The sequence below is a fragment of the Rhodococcus sp. NPDC019647 genome, from assembly GCF_044389235.1.
GTDB lineage: Bacteria > Actinomycetota > Actinomycetes > Mycobacteriales > Mycobacteriaceae > Rhodococcus_F > Rhodococcus_F oxybenzonivorans.
In genome coordinates this window covers 94,110-111,980 of sequence record NZ_JBIRXS010000018.1, presented here as the reverse complement: position 1 = coordinate 111,980, position 17,871 = coordinate 94,110, and the positions used below count along the sequence as shown (strand labels likewise).

Genomic DNA, 17,871 nt, shown 5'->3' with positions numbered 1-17,871 from the left:
GAGAAGCAAGAACCATGGCAGTGGTGATTCTGTACGGTAGCGAGGGCGGTACCGCCGAATTGGTTGCCGATCATCTCGCCGACGTGCTCGGCACCTACGACGACACGTCCCTGTACGACATGATGGAGTACGACGCCGGTGATCTCGACCCGGAGAACTTCCACGTCATCGTGTGCTCCACCTACGGTGAGGGTGAATTGCCCACCGGCGCTGAACCTTTCTTCGAGGGACTCGACCACGACGAACCGGACCTGAACGGATTGCGCTTCGCGCTCTTCGGCCTCGGCGACAAGGTCTACGAAGACACCTACAACCGGGGCGGCGAGATCCTCGCCGAGAAGCTCGTCTCCCTCGGCGCCGTCCAGGTGGGCGAACACGGCCGACACGACGGCTCGAGCAGCATCCGCCCCAAGGACCAGGCCGAGGAATGGGCCAAGATCATCGGTGAGGAATTTTTGGGATAGGCGCTCACGCCGGGAGTCGGGACTGGATGCTGCGCACCCACTCTCGGCTTCCGGTGAGGTAACGGTCCCGCGCCGACGCGAACAGGCGAACACTGTCGGAGCCGGGCCAGTCGTCGGGCAACATTCCGGCAGGGAGTCCCGGGTCGATGTACGGGATGATCCGCCATTCGTCGAGCAGCGGAGCGAAACGAACGAAGGCCTCGCGCGGTGAAACCTCCTCTGTCGTCGACAGAGCGGCGCGGTGACGGGTCAGGAAGTCCCGGTGGCGAGCAGCAATGCCGTCGAGATCCCACCACCTCGCTGCCGCATCCGCTTGCGAGTCGGGCACGAACATCGACGTCGACACGAAGGTAGTCACATACGCGGACAGACCCAGCGCGTCGACGATGTCCCCCACCTCCTCCGCAAGATATTCGGGGGCAATCCACAGACCCGGTGACACCGTTCCGCACCCGATCCACCCGAGCCGCCTGCGCAACTGGTGTCGCGCGGCCCGTTGCGTTTCGGGAATGGTGAACGAGATCAGACGCCAGGGGTCGCCTTCCGCCATCTGACGGAAGCCGAAGATCCGCGGATCGCCGCGGCTGAACATCGCCTCCGCCTGCTCGGTCACCTTGTACCCGTTCCGCCCGTCGCAGACGCGGGCCCGCAGCACCCCCTTCTTCTTCAAGCGGGTCACCGCGATGCGCGTCGATTCGGACGGGATGCCCACGGCCTGCATCAATCCGACGAAGTCGGCGATCGCCATCCACCCGCCGAGGTCGCGCACGTACGCGCCGAGGACGGTTCGGATCAGCGACGTCGCGCTGCCGGGTCGCGAATCGAAGTCGTCGAGGATCGCGCTTGCCGGTTCAGGCGGTGAGTTCATCACGGATCGCCAGTACTCCGGCGCACACCTCGGAGAATCTCGTGCTCAGAGGGCTGAGGCCGAGACGCAACCCGTGGGGGGCACGAAAGTCGGGGATGACGCCCTTGCACCACAGCTTCTCGATGACGGCCTCGAACCGCGGGTGATCGATGATGACGTGACCACCCCGCTCGGCAGGATCCTCCGGCGATCCGATCTCCACGCCCAGCGGAAACAGCAACGTTCGCACGAGCTCGAGCGCGTACTCCGTCAGTGCCACCGACTTGGCCCGGATGGCCGCCATACCGACCTCGTCGATCAGTGCGAGAGTGTCCTGCATCGCGAGCATGCCGAGGACCGACGGCGTTCCGCTGATCACCCGACGGATGCCGGGGGCCGGTTCGTAGCCCTGGGCCATCGCGAACGGGTTGTCGCGACCCATCCAACCCCAGATCGGCTGAACAAATTTCCCCTGGTGCTCGGCTCGGACGTACGCGAACGCGGGTGACCCGGGCCCGCCGTTGAGGTACTTGTAGGTACACCCGACCGCCAGATCCACACCCCAGCTGTCGAGCTCGAGTGGAACCGACCCCACCGAGTGACACAGGTCGAGCAGCAGTAGTGCGCCCGCCTCATGAGTCACGCGCGCAGCCCCGGCGGCGTCCACCAGGTAGCCCGAGCGGTATGCGACATGGCTGAGAACGACGAGCGCCGTGTGTTCCGACACGACGGATTCCAGGTCGTCGACGCTGACGCCACTGCGCCGACCCGACTCGATCCACCGCAACGTGAGCCCGAGTTCTCCGGCAATGGACTCCAGCACGTACCGGTCCGTCGGGAAGTTGTCGCGGTCCACGACGATCTCGGTGCGCCCCGGCCGCAACGCGAGGGCCCCGCGGGCAAGCTTGTACAGCAGGACCGTCGTCGAATCACCGATGGTCGTCTGCCCGCGAGCCGCTCCGAGCGCAACCCGCGCGAGGGTGTCGCCGATGGTGATCGGGAGTTCGAACCACTCCTCGTCCCAGCCGCGAATGAGCCGGCCACCCCAGGCCCCGGTGACGAAGGAGTTGATCCGCTCGGCACTCGCCCGGGTGGGCCGTCCGAGCGAGTTGCCGTCGAGGTACGCCACCACCGCAGGATCATCGGCGCCGATGAACAGGTCACGGTAGGAACGCAGCGGGTCCGCGGCGTCGAGGTGCTCGGCGCGGGTGGTCAGCGCATCGGTGGACGTGGTCATCATCGTCCGATCTCGGTGCGCACGGCCAGCAGTTCCGGGAAGAATGTCAGCTCCAGTGCCTTCTGCAGAAATCCCACTCCGCTCGAACCTCCGGTCCCGGTTTTCATGCCGATGGTGCGCAGCACCGTGCGCATGTGCCGGAAGCGCCACAGTTGGAAGTTCTCTTCGAGATCGACGAACTCCTCGAACGCCTCATAAACGGCCCAGTGGTCGTCGTGGTTCTCGTAGACGAACTTGATCAGGGGCATCAAGTCTTTGTTGAGTGTGTAGGCGGCGGTCACATCGCGGTTCAGCGCGGATGCCGGCACGTCGTATCCCAGCCGCGACAGGCACTGCCAGAACGCGTCGTAGAGACTGGGCTCGGCGAGGAGCCGCCCCAGCAGATCGTGGGCGGCAGAATCCGCTTCGAACACCTTCAGCATTCCCGCGTTCTTGTTGCCGAGCACGAACTCGACCGCGCGGTACTGGTACGACTGGAACCCGGACGAATTACCGAGGAACTGGCGGAACTCGGAGTACTCCGTGGGCGTCAGCGTGGCGAGAACCGACCACTGTTCGGTCAGCGTCTTCTGGATGTGCTTCACGCGCGCCACACACTTGAGCGCCTTACCGATGTCGTCGTCGTCGAAAGAGGCACGCGCCGCGAGGGTTTCGTGGAGGACGAGCTTCAGCCAGAGTTCGGTGGTCTGGTGCTGGATGATGAACAGCAGTTCGTCGTGGTGCTCCGGGCGGCTCACCGGCTTCTGGGCGCTCAACAGGGTGTCGAGGTCCAGGTACGAGCCATAACTCATGCGCTCGCTGAAGTCGGTGACGATGTCTTTCTCGATGGCTCTGGTGTTGGCCTGCACGCCCATGACTGTCCTCACTGCTGGTGTTCGAGTACCGGGCCCTCGCCTTTCATATTACATAATCGTGGCGACCGCTAGGCAGATGTCATTATCGGAAAGTACGGTGGATCCGTGAATGCACCCACTCGCCGAGTCGATGTCGTCTTCGCCCCCGGGGTCGTGGCACACCGCGGAACCGTGGAAGAGCTCCTGCACCGGGCACTGAGTGCACGCGGGCTGACCGGCGAATTGACGTTCACCACGGATACCGCCGAGCTGGAGCGGGCCACGCTTTCGGCGGCGAGGCGAGGCGAGGCGAGTTCATCGTCGTACCCGGTACCGGAAAATCCTTCACACCCCCGAGGGTCGGCGTGATCCGCGTCGACTTCGGTGACTGCGACGCCGATCGCTCGGCGGGCGTCCGCGCCCACATTCGCGGCAGAGGACTCGACGGCCTGCGGTACGCCGTCGACAGCTGGTACCACCACCGCTTCCATCCCGGGACGATGATCCGGTACGGAAGCCACCCGGATCAGCGCGCCGAACTCCGAATCCCGGACGGGAACGGCCCCTTCCCCGCCGTCGCACTCATCCACGGCGGGTTCTGGCGCACACGGTGGGAGTTCGACCTGATGGATGCCCTCGCGGTCGACCTGACCACCCGCGGGTATGTCACGTGGAATGTCGAGTATCGACGGAACGCCGAACATCGCTGGGCGGACATGTCGTCCGATGTCGCCGCCGCCGTTGCGGCCGTATCGACCCTTCCTGGTGTGGACCCGAGCCGCCTCGTCGTACTCGGCCACTCGGCCGGTGCTCAGCTCGCGCTTCGGGCCGCCGCCGATGCGCCAGCAGTTCCCCTCGCGCTCGCCGTCAGCCTCGCCGGTGTGCTCAACCTGCGACTTGCCGACAATCGCCACCTCGGCGAAGGTGCCGTGGCGATGGCCGTCGGCAATCACTGGTCCGAGGACCGCGAGACGTACGAGGCGTCGTCGCCGATCGACCGACTCCCCCTCGGCATCCCACAGGTGGTCGCCTGCGCCCTCGAGGACGAACCGGACATGCTGGAAATGAGCAGGGAGTACTCCGCGGCCGCCGCGGCAACCACCGATGACGTCGCCCTGATCGAGGGGCCGGGCGATCACTTCGCCGTCATCGATCCGACAAGCCGGATCTGGCACACCATCGTCGAGGCGATCGACGCACGGATGATCCCCGGCGTGTAGAAGCCGGCACTTACACCCACCCACGCACCCCTTCTGCGCCCACGCACCGTCGATCCCACGGCGCCGCACCCACACACGCACCCCTTCTCCGCCCACGCACCCTTTTTCGGGCCCTAGAACGGGTGCGTCTGACGAAAAGAAGTGCGCGAGCCACTCGGCACGAATGTCATTCACTCGACCGACAACGAACCTCACTGACCTACACCGGTTTTCGCGCTCCGCTATGTCGTGGCTAACATCCGACAAGACAGTGCGGTTCGGCTAGTCGGCCCCGCGTCCTGTCGCAGCCCACCCCCTATGAACGAGGAACCACCATGAATGCACGACGTGCAGCTCTCACCATCTTCGGATCTGCGGCCATTGCCCTGGCAGTTACGCCGACCGCGCAGGCGTCCACGGTTTTCGACTTCCTGCCGCCGGAGATTGCCGCACTGATTCCGAGCGGTTCGGCCGACGCCGTGAACCCGCTTCTGCCGCCCGCACCCGCCGCCCCGGCAGCACCGGCACCCGCACCGCAGGTAGCGCCGGCCCCGCAGGCCGCCCCCGCACCCCAGGTGGCTCCTGCACCGCCCGCTCCCGCGCCGCGGGCTGGGTACAAGAACTGCACCGAGGCTCGCGACGCCGGCGTGACGCCGATCTACCGCGGCCAGGACGGCTACGCGCCGCACCTCGACCGGGACAACGACGGCATCGCCTGCGAGTAGTCGCTGCCCCCGGCACCGCTCCACCTACACACGCACCCCTTCTGCGCCCACGCACCCGTTTTCGGGCCCTGGAACGGGTGCGTCTACCGAGAAGGGGTGCGTGGGTGTCTCACGACGCCTCGCAACCTCGCAACGTCTCGCACGACGAACCGGTGTCGCCATTCCTCGTGCGGGGCAGTGCGCTCCGCACTATGTTCGGCGGTGACGGTTGAGGTTCTCGGTGAGGGGGCGGTCCGGCATGAGCAGGACATATTTCGGAACTGTGGCGGTGGCGGTGGCCGCTGGTGTCGCGCTCACCTGCGGTGTGGGCGCTGCCTCCGCAGACACCCAGATCAACGGCTGCACGATCGTGGCCGACCCGACGCCCGAGCATCGCACGACCTGCCCCGGCGCCGATTTGAGCAAGGCGAATCTCGCGGGCATGAATCTGAGTTTCGCCGACCTGTCGGGCGCAAACCTGACGTTCGCCAATCTCGCCGGCACAAACTTCACGGCAGCGAACCTGTCGTACGCGAATCTGAGCGACGCCAACCTCACGGACACGAATTTCACGGACTCGCAGCGCAACGCCATGGTCTTGTACAGCACGGGCATCGACATCTTCGGCCGAATCGTCGGTGACCTCGACATCACGACCGACCCGAATTGGTCCACCGACGCCCACGAGCGCGCGCTCGCCTCCGTCGTCCCGGTTACGCCTCCCGCTCCGTCCCCGTAGTCCCCATCCGCGACCTCACGACCGGGCTGCGCAGTGCGCCTCCCGGCAACTTGCATGCCCCTACCCCTTGACATTGGATAGCTGCACTATCCACTATGGATAGTATTGCTATCCAATCTCGGGAGGCATCCGATGTCGACGATCGAACCCGGCCGTTCCACCCACCACTACGACGGTGAGCTGGTGCTATTCCTGATCGGGATGACCATCAACCGACCGTGGCGCCCGGATTTGTGGCTGCCCGCCTTCCTCGCCATGCCGAAGATGTTGCGTGAACTGTCGCAGGACCCCGACTCGGGTTTGCTGGGTTACCGCCTGGTGATCGAGGGGCGCGGACCCACGTTGATCCAGTACTGGAGTTCGGCCGACAAGCTGTACGCCTACGCCAGCAACCCCGACGCCCGACACCGGCCTGCCTGGGCTGCCTTCAATCGACGGGCCCGCCGGGCGCCGGGAGCAGTGGGGGTGTGGCACGAAACCTATTCGGTCGATCGCGCGGAGTCGATCTATGTCGGCGCTCCGGTGCTCGGGCTGGCGCGGTTCACCGCACGCGTCCCCGTCACACCGGCAGGCAATCGGGCCCGCAATCGACTGGCCCACACCACACCAACAGCAAGCACTCACAGTTGAGGAGACAGCCATGGAGCCGTTGATCACCCTCGTCGCTGTCACCGCGGCACTCCTTCTCGCCGGCGCCGCGGGGATCGATCGTCTGCGACCGTGGCCGCTTGCGCTGCGGGGCGGACTCGCGGCCATGTTCGCACTGACGGGGGGCGCCCACTTCTTCGGATTGCGTGGTGAACTCGTCGCGATGGTCCCGCCCGCCCTGCCGAATCCGGAGCTGCTGGTTACCATTACCGGCCTGCTCGAATTGGCCGGTGCTGCGGGACTGCTGATACGACGAACTGCGAGTTGGGCGGCTGGATACCTCACCCTTCTGCTGATTCTGATGTTCCCGGCGAATGTGTACGCCGCGGCCGAAGGACTTTCGTCCGGTCCGTTCGAAGAACTCCTGCCCCGCACCCTCCTGCAGATCGTCTTCGTGAGCGCGACCCTCGCCGTCATGGTCACCTCCCGGCAAAGCCGGTCTACCGGAAGGTCCGCCGCAGCCCACTCGCCCGCAGCACCCGGCGTTGCACTCCCGCCCGCACCGCCTCCTCCGTCCCGATGATCCGCACGTGCCGACGGGCCCGCGTGATTGCCGTGTACAGCAGTTCCCGGGTCAGCAGCGACGACTCCGCTCCCGGTAGCACCACGGACACTGTGTCGTACTGACTGCCCTGACTGCGGTGAATCGTCATGGCGTAGACAGTCTGCACCGCCGACAGGTGCGTGGGATGCAGAAGAAACGGTTCGTTGCCGCGCGCGAAGGCGGCAACGAGTTCGTCGTCGGCGGTTCGCACGATCACCCCGGTGTCACCGTTGTAGATGCGCGTCTCGTGATCGTTGGCCGTGACCAGAAGCGGCTGACCGGGATACCAACGCTCGGGGTCCAGCCGCTCCCCTGAAGCCTCACCGATCCACTCCATGGCCTGCCGCGCCCACCACGCGACACCGTACGGACCCTCCCGGTGCGCACAGAGCAGGCGATGCGCCTCCGAAAGCTGCAGTGCCGCCGAGGCGTCGCCGCCCGACGCGGCCTCGGTGACACCCGCTGCAGTGTCGACCACGTCCTTCCGCAGCGCCCCGAGATCGTCGACGTCGTGGAACGACACCTCGGGGGCATCACTGCGCAGCAGATCCATCACGCGGTCCTCGTCCGCGTCTCGCACCGCGACAGCGAGTTGGGCGATGCCACCGCCGAAACGGCGGCCCCGGCTGAGCCGCACGACTCCCCCACGCAGCCGATCCCGTTCCGCCGCACTCAGCGCAGCCTCGTCCGGGTCGTCCGCCGCATTCAGGTCCTTCCCGACCAGACGTGCGAGTAGCGGATTCTCCTTCCCCGACATGGGTCGAGCCACCAGGTCGGCCAGCACCGCGCCCGCGTCGACGGACGTCAACTGGTCCGGGTCGCCGACGAGCACGAGTTGTGTGTCGGGACGAAGCGCCTCGAGGAGCCGGCACATCATGGTCAACGACACCATCGAGGTCTCGTCCACCACGATCACGTCGTAGGGCACATGATTGTCGGCGTTGTAGCGGAATCGGCTGCCCCGTCCACGTTGCCAGCCCAGCATGCGGTGCAGCGTCATCGCTGTCAGATCGGGTGGCAAGCCCAGCTCGCCGGCCTGATCACGCACCGATTCCTGCAACCGCGCCGCCGCCTTGCCCGTGGGTGCGGCGAGGGCGATGCGTCGTGGTCGGTCGGTCTGCATCGACAGCAGGGCCAGCACGCGGGCCACGGTGTGCGTTTTTCCGGTACCCGGTCCTCCCACGATCACCGAGGTCCAGTGGGTCGCGGCGACAGCGGCCGCGATCCGTTGCCGATCCGGCGGGGCCGAGGAGCCGGCCGGATCGTTCTGATCCCGGAACAGAGAGTCCAACCCGCGGCGTAGTGATGCCTCGTCGACGACGGGGTACCCGGAAGCGCGCTGGTCGAGGACGCGGCGGATCGTCTCCTCCTGCCGGAAATACCGGTCGAGGTAGAGCAATTCGCCTTCAGCGGTGTCCACCAGCCGCAGCGGTCGCAGCGGTCCGGCCGGTCCACCGACGACGAGCGGGCTGCGGCGCAGCGCCTCGATGACCGTGGAGTCGTCCGGCCACGGCAGATCGTCCAGGTCGACCTCGGACTCCTCGTCGACCGTCACTTCCCGGAGCCGAGTCAGATCGAGGCACACAGAGCCGGCCCGCACTGCCCGGACCGCGAGGGCGGTGGCCAGGTAGACGTCCGGCGACGTCTCCCCGGCGAGAGCGGACAACCGCAGCGCCACATGGACATCCGCAGCCGCGAGCACTCCTGCCTCGTTGAAGATTCGCAGCACACCCTTGCCGCGCTGGGCTACCCGGACGTCGGTCATGGCGTCGCCTCGATCCCGGACAACAGGTCGGACAGTTCGGTCACCAGCGCGGCTGGGGGCGTCCAGTCGAAGACCCCACATCCCGGCGGCGTGTCGGGCCCGACCATTCCGCGGACGAACAGATACTGCACGCCGGCGAGATGCAGGGCTGGGTCGTAGCCGGGCTGACGCCACCGCAAATAGCGATGCAGTGCAACCGAATACAACAGCGCCTGAAGCGGATAATGCGACCGGATCATTTCCGTGGCCATCCGCTCCCGTGTGTAATGGGCGGTGGTCAGCTCACCCTGCGCCAGTCGATTCGTCTTGTAGTCGACGACGACGTAGCGAGGGCCGGGCAGCCGTATCACGGCATCGATACTGCCGGTGAGGTATCCACGCAACGGCGTGGGTTCCAGAGTGGTCACGGCATCCGCGTACGGCCGCAGCGGATCGTCGGCGGCAAGGTGGGTGCGCAACAGTCTGCCGACGCCGTCGAGCATCACCGTGATCGAGGGTGTGTCTCCGCCGGCGAGCGGAAGCTCGAATTCGAGTTCCGCGAGCAGGTCTGCCGGCGCAACCTCAGCGAGCGTCCGTGCCCCCGCGGATCCGAGGGGTGTGTGCAGTACGGGCAGCAGGGCGGCAGCGAGCCGCGCCGGATCGATCTCCGACATGGTCGAGGCGATCACGTCGTTGCAGCAGCGCACGAGTTCGGCTTCGAGGTCGGCGGCGGTGGTGTCGACGATTTCGAACACGGCGTGGACGAGGGTTCCGAACGTCGCGCCGCCGGGGAGGTCGTTCATCGTCGAGGCGATACCGGTGCCCCCGTCTTCCGGCGCGTGCAGCGGCGGCTCGTCTGGTTCGTCCGCTTTGACATCGACCTCCGCTTCACTGCCCACTGCCGGGCTTTCGTGCGCGGACGCAGTCAACGCCGAGTACGAGGTTCGCCGCCACCGAGTGTCGAGAAGGCGCTGGAACCGGGCGACCTCGAGGTCACCACCCGTCTCTTTGGGCGGTGACCACTGCGCGGGTGGCACCGCCTCTGAGCCGACGGGCTCGACGTGCACGGTGTCGGGGCCGCCGGCACCCCAGGCCGACAATCGATCGGCGACGACCGGGTCTTCCGGAACGTTCGCTTTCTGTGGCACGTCGCGCTGGCCCGGCGTGCGGCCGAGGATCATCCGGTGCAGGGGCGCACCCGCCGTCGAGAACGCGGGCGCCCACCACAGCACGAGTCCGCACATCGCCCGGGTGAGCGCAACATACAGCAGGCGAAGCTCCTCGCCCGCTTCTTCCGCGTCGTGCCTGCTTTTACGTTCCGCATAACCCGGACTGTTCGGGCCTCCGACATCGAGGATGCGCCGCCCGTTCTCGTCGTGCAGCAGCAGCTTGCTCGGTTTCGGATTCTTCGCAGCATCCCACGCGTAGGGCAGGTAGACGAGGGGGAACTCGAGACCCTTACTGGCGTGGACGGTGGCGATCTGCACTGCCGCGGCGTCGCTGTCGAGACGCCGACTGCGGTCGACGCCGCCGGACGACGGGTCCTTCATCCGTTCGGTGAGCCACCGGGCGATGGCGGTGAGTCCGAGGGACTGCTCCACGGCGGCGCCGTTGAGTAACTGCGCCACGTGGCGGAGATCGGTGAGGGCGCGCTCTCCGGCGGAGACGGCGAGCAGCCGCGCCTCGAGCCGCTCGATGGCCGCGAGGCGTTCGAAGAGCGCCGCGAAACCGGACAGCGCGAACACCGAGGCGAGTTCACGCAGCAACCCACCGACTTCGGCGACGATGTCGTCACCGCGGGCATCGAGTTCCTCCGCGGTGTGTCCGAGCAACGGTGTGAGGGCGGCGAGCCGGACGCGATCGGAACGGTGCGGTTGCTCGAGTGCCTGCAGAACCCACAGCCAGTGCTGCGCAGCGGGTGTGGTGAACACACTGGCTCCGCCTGCGAGAACCGACGGGACCCCGGCGCGGTCGAGGGCATCGTGCACCAGTGTGATCTGCGCGTTGGTCCGCACCAGAACGGCGATGTCGCCCGGTTGAACCGCCCGGGACACGCCGCCGATGTCGAGTGTGACACCGCCGTCGAGGGTGCGGACGATGTCTGCTGCGAGGTCGGCGGCTACCCGGTTGCGCAGCGGACCGACGGCGGGGTAGCCCGATTTGTTGATCGCACCCGCGCCGGTGCGAGGCAGGTAACGCAGACGCAGCGGTGCCGACCCGGTGAGCCGCGACTTCGGCCGGGCGCCGTCCACCCGGTGCACCACGATGTCGGGATGGCCGAGGGCCGCTCCTCCGTGGAGGTACTCCAGTGCGTCGAGCAGTTCCTGATCGCTGCGCCAGTTGGTGACAAGTTCTTCGTGACTGTCGGCCGACTGGACTGCGTCGAGGTAGCTGAGTACCTCGGCCCCACGGAACGCGTAGATCGCCTGCTTCGGATCACCGACGAGCACCAACGTTCCCGCGCGGTGCCGAAAAGCCTGACCGCCCCCGTGGAACGTTCTGCCGAGGATGTCCCATTGCAGCGGATCGGTGTCCTGGAACTCGTCGACGAGGACGACGTCGTACCGGTCCCGCACTCGCCGGCACGCGGCCTCACCGTGTTCGGGATGGGTGAGCACGCGATGGAGAAGTGCCGGCAGATCGTCGAAGTCACGCAGTCCCACAGCGCGTTTGCGACATTCCACCTCGGCACGCACCGCCTCGGCGAACGCAACCCGTTCGCCTGCGGGGGTGCCGCGCGCGTCTTCCGGTGCGAGCACGGCCTGGGGATCGAAGATGGCGGCCCGTGCGGCGGCGGTGGCCTCCGCCGGGGTGAACGGTGCGGACTCGGCACGGCTGTAGGCGCTGAGGTAGAGGTCGTCGATCACCTCGGTGACGAGGTCGTCGGCGGCCTCGACTAGCACCGCGTGGGGGTCCCGCTCACCGGCGATGCCGAGGCCGTCGAGCATGCGCTGGCAGAAGCTGTGGGTGGTCACGATGGTGGCCGCATCGAAGTCGGACAGAGCCTGGAGAAGTCGTCGACGTCGCAGTGCCACCTCCTCGGGGTCGGCGTCGGCCAGATGCCGGATGACCTGGTCCTCGCCGCGGAGAGCTTGCCGAGGATCGGCCAATTCGGTTGCCGCACTGCGGAAGCGTTCCCGGGTGCGCTCGCGCAGTTCCTGGGTTGCCGCGCGGCTGAAGGTGACCAGCAGGAGTCGCGAGAGGTCGATTCCACCTTCGGCGACGAAGCGGGCGGCGAGTCCCACGATCGCGTAGGTTTTCCCCGTCCCAGCGCTGGCTTCGAGCACGGTGGTGCCCGACGGCAGCGGTCCGAGCAGATCGAACCCTCGGGTGTCGGTCATGGCTGCGCCAACGTCTCGGCCGCCAGCAGCGGCGCCCACAGTCTCCGGGCGTAGTCGTCGAACACCACCGAATCACCGAGAACGTTGATACTCGGCGAGAATCCGTGAACATAGACGATGTGACGGTCTTTGGCATCTCCGAAGTCGCTGCTCCATTCCCGCCGCGCCGCCTCGATCGCTTCCTCGACGCTGCTTCCGCCGTACCGCCGCTCCGCATAGGCCGCCGAGGCGCCGGTCGCGATCGGCAGCGGCGCATGTAACCCGAGGTCGCGGAGTTCGACGAGGCGAGTGAGCTGCTCGAGGGCGTCGGTCGGAGCGGTCATCGTGGAACGCCACGCGGGTCTGCTGTACGCGCCGCGGCCCGTGGTGACGGCCGACCATGCGCCGCCCTTGCACGACGCCGCGACTGCCAGCAGTTGCGCCCACGCGGCGAGGCGATGTTTCGGACCGAGCCGTGAATAGGTGGTGTTCGCGATCACCGAACCGTGGACGCCGCCGACGGTCCCGGTGAGACGCCGGCCGGAGCCGAGGTCGACGTCCACATCCACGGTCTGCGCGCGGCCCACATGGACGGGTGCGCTGACGGCGACGAGCGCCTCGACACCGTGTTCGATGGCCCCGAGCACCGACTCCCCCAGCTTGAACGGCGGCAGTGTGCCGCGGCGCCACTCGGCGGCGCGGAAATCGGCCGGCTCGGTTCCGGCGAGCCGCGCGACGAGCATCCGTTGTCCGAGATCCCACCGCGCGAGGGGGTCGGGCGCGATATCGAGTGCGTCGGCGATGTCCTCAGCCACCTCGGGAATGCGCAGACCCAGCCGTTGCCGGAGGAACGCCTGCGTGGGATGTACGAGGAAGGCGATGAGGTCTGCCAGGTCGACGTCTTCGGGCGGCGGCGCGGACAGCGGGTCCGGAAGGAAAGCCGGATTCGGCACGGAGGGAGACCGAGCCGCCCGAGCCCCGGCAAGGGCCACACGATCGAAGCTGAACGGATGCTCGGGCTCGAAGTTGCGCGCATCGAACGGCTGCAGGGGATGACGGGTGATCACCTGGCTCAACGCGTCGCCACCGAGCGTGACGGCCACCGTGTCGAGTAACTCGGACAACGGGATAGCCGGCGGCCGCACCATACCGGTGACCGGGTCGGCGCCCGTGTAGAAGAGCAACAGTTTCTCACCGGCGGACATCACCGCGTCGAGGAGGAGTTGCCGATCCTCGCTGCGCGGATCACGTTCGCCGAGTAGAGGATTGCGGGCGAGAGCGTTGTCCCCGTCCACGCCTGCCGAACGGGGAAAAACCTCGTCGTCGAGCCCGAGGAGAACGACGACACGGTGCGGGACGGACCGCATCGGCACCATCGTGCACACCGTCAGTTCGCCGGTACGGAAGTTGGCCCGTGTGGGGCGTCCCGCCAGCCTGCCGGCGAGCATGGCGCGCACGTCCGACAGCCGCAGCACCATCTCTCCCCCGTGTTCCATCGCGGCGCCCAACTCGCGCCGCGCCTGCGCCGACTGCCAGGCGTCTGCCGCACCCACTTCCACGAGGAGGTCCAGAGCCCTGGCCAGCGCCCGCGACCACTCCGCCACCGATTGTGGCCCACCGAGTCCTCGCAGGGCGACGTCGAGGCGATCGACGAACTCGGCCAGCCTGCCGGTGAGGTCGATGTCGTTGCTGTCGACGTCATCGAGGGGCAGGGCCAGCGCGAGCCATTCGCTGTCCGACTCGTCGGCAGCGGCGCCCAGCAGAATCCGATCGAGTGCCGTCGTGAAGGTGTTCTGCGGGAAGTCCCCGAGGCCGTAGGCCGCGCGCTGACGTGGCCCGATCCCCCAGCGCGCACCGGTGGTGGTAGCCCATTCCCGGATACGTTCGAGATCGTCGTCGTCGAAACGAAACTTCTTGCGCACCGGGACCGCGGCGGCGAGATCGAGTACCTGACTGGCGGTGACGCGGGAATCGGCCAGCCCCAGCAGCGTCGCGACCACCGCGAGCACCGGATTGGTCTGGTGCAGAGCACGATCCGCGAGACGTACCCGCAGCCGGTGTCCGGGATGCCCCAGCACGTCCTGGCCGAATGCGGCACGAATCAGCGGTGCATAGGACTCGACGTCGGGGCACATCACCACGACATCGCGGGGTTCGAGGGTGGGGTCGTCCTGGAACAGATGAAGGAGGCACTCACGCAGAACCTCGACCTGGCGGGCCGGCCCGTGACAGGCGTGCACCTGCACGGAGTCGTCGGGATCCATCCCGGCATGCACCGGTGTCCGATCGTCCCGGATGTCGGTTTGCAGGCGACCCAGTAGCGTCTGCGGACCCGGTGGCGCGTCGTGGTGGACGTCGTCGAGGTCGAGGCGCACAAGGCGCGCTTCGAGTTCGCGGACGTCACGGGCCAGGCTCGAGAGGAGCGGGTGACGGACGGCGAGCGCACTCTGGTCGTCGGCGCGGGCAGTCACCTCCTGCGTTGTCGTCAGAGTGGCCCACATGGCCGGACTCGGGTGCGGCAGCCACAGGTGTACGTCGCGGTGCGCGGCCAGTGCAGTAAGCACTGCAATCTGGTCGGTGGCGAGGCGGGTGGGCCCGAACAGCGAGAGGCGTTGCGGGAGATCCACGAGCCCGGGCTCGTCCCGCAGCCGGGAACAGGCGGAGTCGAGCCGTTCCGCGGGGCTCGGGGCGCCGATGCGTGTCCGTAGTCGACGCCACAGTTCGGCTTGCCACACGAGATCCTCGTCGAGCGCCCCACCGGTTCCGTCGATGTCGTGGCCACCCGCCCAGCCGACGAGCATTGCCGGCCGCTGGGCGGCATAACTCCGGAACAGTTCCACAAGGTGCGACGCCGTGGCGTACCGGCGACCCGGCCGGTGATCGTCGCGACCTTGCGCCGACAGGCCGGACCCGAGGTGTTTCGAGAGGACAGCGCACCAGGGTTCGTCGAGGCAACCGTCGACGACCTCGAGCAGCACCCACAGCAGTCGGGCGGGATTCCACGGATCATCATCGGCGGACAGGCCGGTGGCCGCAGCGAGTGCGTCGTCGACCAGCCGTGTCGGGGACGGGAAGTCGATGTTCGCGGCCACACCGTCGCCGTTGTCTGCTCGCGCGCCCAGCACCGCCGAGAGCCGTTGCGTCAGCCAGCGCTCCACACCCTTCGCGGGAACCGCGATCACCTCGCGCGCGAACGGATCGGCAAGTGGAGTGGCGAGGACATCGCCCAGCGCTGCGGCGAGGGTGGTCGAACGCTCGGCACGATGCAGTACGAACACGTCACCACCCTCCTTCGCTCCCCACTCCGGTGTCGGGTCAGACTTACCACAGAGCACCGACTTACGTTGCGAAGCTGAGGCCGAATACGTTCCGGCGCACGCAACGCTCGCCTGTGGGAGTCTGGTTCGAGAGGGGCCCGACGGCGCCGCGGCCCCGGAAAGGTTCGCGGATGCAGACGTTCGTGCCCGACTCCGGCTTCGTGCGCAGTGCGAAGCTGCTCGACGACCGGCGCCTCGGAAAGCAGCGCGTCGAGACCTTCCAGATCCTGCGGGCCCTCGTCTGGCCGTCGTACGGCTGGAAGAATCATCCCGCGACGGCGATGTGGCGAGGTTTCACCCCCGCCCTGGTCGCCTATGGCGTCGCCATGTGCGGCGAGTGGGCCGCGCGAGGTCACACCGAGGCGCTCGCGCCGCAACTCCTCGAGTACAGCGGTGGTCGCACCGACACCTTCGCCCATCTACGCGACCACGGACTGCTACCCCCTTGGCTCGGCAGAGCAGACGTGCACGCCAGCCATCGACGGGTCCTCGCCGAGAAGGCGCCGGACGCGTATCCCCCGCAGTGGCGCGGTGACGGCGGGTACGTGTGGCCGACCCCGGTGTACCCGCGGTGGCCGCTCCGCACCGCCGACCCGGCCGAGGTGCTGCCGCCGGCGCAGGCCGAAACCCTTGTCGAGGGCGCGGACAACTGGGATGTGCTGCGGCTGCTGCACCGCGGCGAATCCGTGTCGACCGAGACCGCCACGCCCTCGACGATCGTGGCGGCCAGCTTGGTACGTCCCGGCCTGACCGCGGTGATTCTGGACGCCGACCCGGTTCCGGACGACGAGGAACCGACTCCAGCCGCAATACAGGAGGTGGCGAAAGCGCCGACCCCTTCCATCGCCCGTCAGCCGACCGCCGAAGACCGCGACGCGATGGAAGCCGAGGCAGCCGACCCCCACCGACTACGGTTCTTCCGCCGGGGTCAGCCGATTCCCGAGCCCGATCGGTACGGACTGGTGATCACGGTGTCGGACACAACCCCGGCAGAGCTGCAACGAGTACCCACTCTGGCGGTCAACGGCCGGGGCGGGCCTGGGTGAGGTGCGGCACCCACCCGTGTGTCGGCCACTTTTTCAGATTGACCTGTGCGGGCACGATCCGCTTGTTCACGAACTGCGCCTCGAGGTCGGGGTCGACGTCACCGGTGAACTTCCACAACTGCGCGTCACCCGGCCGAGCGACTCCGGACCACGATTTCGCCCGGTAGGCGGCGCGAACAATGTTGTCGGCGAACACGATCACCGGGATGTTCTCGCTGTTGCGGACGGCGGCACCGGCCGCCCACGGTCCACGGGCGCGCTCGTAGATGTCGTCCGGGGTCACTCCGCGCTCGGCGGCGCGCGGCACCTCGAGAAGCACGCAGGGTGTCGGCAGGTTGGGCACGGGCTCAGCCGCGTACTGCAACACCAGGTCGTCGACGGGTACGGCGCGGTGCTCGCCGGCACCAGCGGCGAGGTTGGTGAGTACGGACCCTTCCAGCAGACCGAGAGCCCCGATCAGCCCATCACTGATGGCTTCCGCGACGTCACCGGTTGCGTTCAGCCGGTGCGCCACGATGTAGTGCTCCACCTCGTGGCCGGAGTCGTAGATTTCCCGGATGCGGGCGATCGTGGCCGCTGTCACCTCGGGGGCGTCCTTCTCGGAGTCTTCGAGCGTCTTCCTGTGCTCGTCCACGGCCAACGCCTCCCACACGTAGCCGTAGACCCGGGTACCCCGACCCTTCCCGACGTAGAAGACCGACCGGTTCCGTGGGTCGAGGAGTGCGTAGACGTAGGACCCGAGCTCGTCGCCCACCCTTTTCGGAAACGGTTCCGGGGCGCGGCGGGTCTGATAGACCTCACGAAGGATCAGACGCAGCGCCGCCAGCTTCAGGGCAACCGGCACCCCACCGTCGATTCCGTCGAAGAGCGCGGTGGCCGCACCCTGCACCGAAGAATAGGTGTGCCCGATGTTCCGTTGCAGCGACTTCGTGACGTCAGCAAACTGAGCGAACCGTACGAGGGGGTCGGGGGATGCGTTGTCCAGGTCGTTGGACGCGAGAAAGGCCTGGACCTCGGCGGAGTCGAGCCAGCGAGAAGTGATGTCGATCGGGATCGTCCAGACGGTAGCCATGTTCCCACCGTAAGGGAAAAGCGCGGTGAACAATGCCGTCGACGCTCTGCTGCCCGCGCGTCGACGAAGCCCTGCGGCGACGACGAGACGCGCGGCGCGCGGCAATAGTGGCAAAACTCTGAGAAATCGGTTGCTTCGACGGCGAAGGGGCCGCCGA

Annotated in this window: 15 protein-coding genes; 8 read left to right on the top strand and 7 right to left on the bottom strand. The window is 67.4% G+C overall.

The genetic code is table 11. From position 1 onward, the window contains the following. Positions 1-14 precede the first annotated feature (14 nt). Positions 15-464 (top strand): flavodoxin domain-containing protein, encoded by a 450-nt coding sequence (locus tag ACH49N_RS26245; RefSeq protein ID WP_358277540.1) that lies wholly within the window; start codon positions 15-17, stop codon positions 462-464. A gap of 4 nt (positions 465-468) precedes the next feature. Here ACH49N_RS26245 and ACH49N_RS26240 read toward each other — a convergent pair whose 3' ends face one another. Genes ACH49N_RS26240 through ACH49N_RS26230 form a run of 3 tightly spaced genes read right to left on the bottom strand, consistent with a single transcriptional unit; the run spans position 469 to position 3,402 of the window. Beyond that, a complete protein-coding gene (locus tag ACH49N_RS26240) occupies positions 469-1,332 on the bottom strand; it encodes a PaaX family transcriptional regulator C-terminal domain-containing protein (protein WP_358277538.1) in 864 nt (287 codons plus the stop codon). After that, entirely contained in the window at positions 1,316-2,551 is a 1,236-nt protein-coding gene (locus ACH49N_RS26235; RefSeq protein WP_397504793.1) for a kynureninase, read from the bottom strand. Before ACH49N_RS26235 ends, ACH49N_RS26240 begins: the two co-directional genes overlap by 17 nt. Then, complete coding sequence (locus ACH49N_RS26230; RefSeq protein ID WP_358277536.1) at positions 2,548-3,402, bottom strand: tryptophan 2,3-dioxygenase family protein; 855 nt, start codon at positions 3,400-3,402, stop codon at positions 2,548-2,550. The genes ACH49N_RS26235 and ACH49N_RS26230 overlap by 4 nt, the downstream gene beginning before the upstream one ends. A gap of 105 nt (positions 3,403-3,507) precedes the next feature. Between ACH49N_RS26230 and ACH49N_RS26225 the strand changes: the two genes are divergently transcribed. From ACH49N_RS26225 to ACH49N_RS26200, 6 genes are all read left to right on the top strand, one after another. Beyond that, entirely contained in the window at positions 3,508-3,750 is a 243-nt protein-coding gene (locus ACH49N_RS26225) for a hypothetical protein (protein ID WP_358277534.1), read from the top strand. Further along, positions 3,747-4,601 carry an alpha/beta fold hydrolase gene (locus ACH49N_RS26220; protein WP_358277532.1) on the top strand — a complete coding sequence of 285 codons (855 nt, stop codon included), beginning with the start codon at positions 3,747-3,749 and terminating at the stop codon, positions 4,599-4,601. The genes ACH49N_RS26225 and ACH49N_RS26220 overlap by 4 nt, the downstream gene beginning before the upstream one ends. Positions 4,602-4,915: 314 nt before the next feature. Continuing rightward, positions 4,916-5,305, top strand: coding sequence for an excalibur calcium-binding domain-containing protein (locus ACH49N_RS26215; RefSeq protein ID WP_358277530.1), 390 nt, complete (start codon positions 4,916-4,918; stop codon positions 5,303-5,305). A gap of 238 nt (positions 5,306-5,543) precedes the next feature. After that, entirely contained in the window at positions 5,544-6,023 is a 480-nt protein-coding gene (locus tag ACH49N_RS26210; RefSeq protein WP_358277528.1) for a pentapeptide repeat-containing protein, read from the top strand. Between the two features lie 132 nt (positions 6,024-6,155). After that, complete coding sequence (locus tag ACH49N_RS26205; protein ID WP_358277526.1) at positions 6,156-6,653, top strand: DUF4188 domain-containing protein; 498 nt, start codon at positions 6,156-6,158, stop codon at positions 6,651-6,653. A gap of 10 nt (positions 6,654-6,663) precedes the next feature. Further along, positions 6,664-7,194 carry a hypothetical protein gene (locus ACH49N_RS26200; protein WP_358277524.1) on the top strand — a complete coding sequence of 177 codons (531 nt, stop codon included), beginning with the start codon at positions 6,664-6,666 and terminating at the stop codon, positions 7,192-7,194. Here ACH49N_RS26200 and recD read toward each other — a convergent pair. The 3 genes from recD to recC are packed head-to-tail and all read right to left on the bottom strand — an operon-like array spanning position 7,112 to position 15,557. Further along, positions 7,112-8,980, bottom strand: coding sequence for an exodeoxyribonuclease V subunit alpha (gene recD / locus ACH49N_RS26195; RefSeq protein WP_358277522.1), 1,869 nt, complete (start codon positions 8,978-8,980; stop codon positions 7,112-7,114). The genes ACH49N_RS26200 and recD overlap by 83 nt on opposite strands. After that, positions 8,977-12,300 (bottom strand): UvrD-helicase domain-containing protein, encoded by a 3,324-nt coding sequence (locus tag ACH49N_RS26190; RefSeq protein WP_358277520.1) that lies wholly within the window; start codon positions 12,298-12,300, stop codon positions 8,977-8,979. The genes recD and ACH49N_RS26190 overlap by 4 nt, the downstream gene beginning before the upstream one ends. Beyond that, on the bottom strand, positions 12,297-15,557 hold the full coding sequence (gene recC / locus ACH49N_RS26185) for an exodeoxyribonuclease V subunit gamma (RefSeq protein WP_358277518.1): 3,261 nt from the start codon (positions 15,555-15,557) through the stop codon (positions 12,297-12,299). Before recC ends, ACH49N_RS26190 begins: the two co-directional genes overlap by 4 nt. A 170-nt stretch (positions 15,558-15,727) precedes the next feature. On the opposite strand from recC, the gene ACH49N_RS26180 reads away from it, so the two are divergent. Then, positions 15,728-16,642 (top strand): MSMEG_6728 family protein, encoded by a 915-nt coding sequence (locus ACH49N_RS26180; protein ID WP_358277516.1) that lies wholly within the window; start codon positions 15,728-15,730, stop codon positions 16,640-16,642. On the opposite strand, the gene ACH49N_RS26175 is transcribed toward ACH49N_RS26180, so the two are convergent. Continuing rightward, the gene (locus tag ACH49N_RS26175) at positions 16,617-17,714 is read right to left on the bottom strand and encodes a GIY-YIG nuclease family protein (protein WP_358277515.1); all 1,098 of its coding nucleotides are present in this window, start codon (positions 17,712-17,714) and stop codon (positions 16,617-16,619) included. The genes ACH49N_RS26180 and ACH49N_RS26175 overlap by 26 nt on opposite strands. Between the last annotated feature and the right edge of the window lie 157 nt (positions 17,715-17,871).

What these genes read in the sequence shown, in the direction of transcription:
- ACH49N_RS26245 (WP_358277540.1), top strand. Translation starts at nt 15, where the DNA reads ATGGCAGTGGTGATTCTGTACGGTAGCGAGGGCGGTACCGCCGAATTG.
- ACH49N_RS26240 (WP_358277538.1), bottom strand. Translation starts at nt 1,332, where the DNA reads ATGAACTCACCGCCTGAACCGGCAAGCGCGATCCTCGACGACTTCGAT.
- ACH49N_RS26235 (WP_397504793.1), bottom strand. Translation starts at nt 2,551, where the DNA reads ATGATGACCACGTCCACCGATGCGCTGACCACCCGCGCCGAGCACCTC.
- ACH49N_RS26230 (WP_358277536.1), bottom strand. Translation starts at nt 3,402, where the DNA reads ATGGGCGTGCAGGCCAACACCAGAGCCATCGAGAAAGACATCGTCACC.
- ACH49N_RS26215 (WP_358277530.1), top strand. Translation starts at nt 4,916, where the DNA reads ATGAATGCACGACGTGCAGCTCTCACCATCTTCGGATCTGCGGCCATT.
- ACH49N_RS26210 (WP_358277528.1), top strand. Translation starts at nt 5,544, where the DNA reads ATGAGCAGGACATATTTCGGAACTGTGGCGGTGGCGGTGGCCGCTGGT.
- ACH49N_RS26205 (WP_358277526.1), top strand. Translation starts at nt 6,156, where the DNA reads ATGTCGACGATCGAACCCGGCCGTTCCACCCACCACTACGACGGTGAG.
- ACH49N_RS26200 (WP_358277524.1), top strand. Translation starts at nt 6,664, where the DNA reads ATGGAGCCGTTGATCACCCTCGTCGCTGTCACCGCGGCACTCCTTCTC.
- recD (WP_358277522.1), bottom strand. Translation starts at nt 8,980, where the DNA reads ATGACCGACGTCCGGGTAGCCCAGCGCGGCAAGGGTGTGCTGCGAATC.
- ACH49N_RS26190 (WP_358277520.1), bottom strand. Translation starts at nt 12,300, where the DNA reads ATGACCGACACCCGAGGGTTCGATCTGCTCGGACCGCTGCCGTCGGGC.
- ACH49N_RS26180 (WP_358277516.1), top strand. Translation starts at nt 15,728, where the DNA reads ATGCAGACGTTCGTGCCCGACTCCGGCTTCGTGCGCAGTGCGAAGCTG.
- ACH49N_RS26175 (WP_358277515.1), bottom strand. Translation starts at nt 17,714, where the DNA reads ATGGCTACCGTCTGGACGATCCCGATCGACATCACTTCTCGCTGGCTC.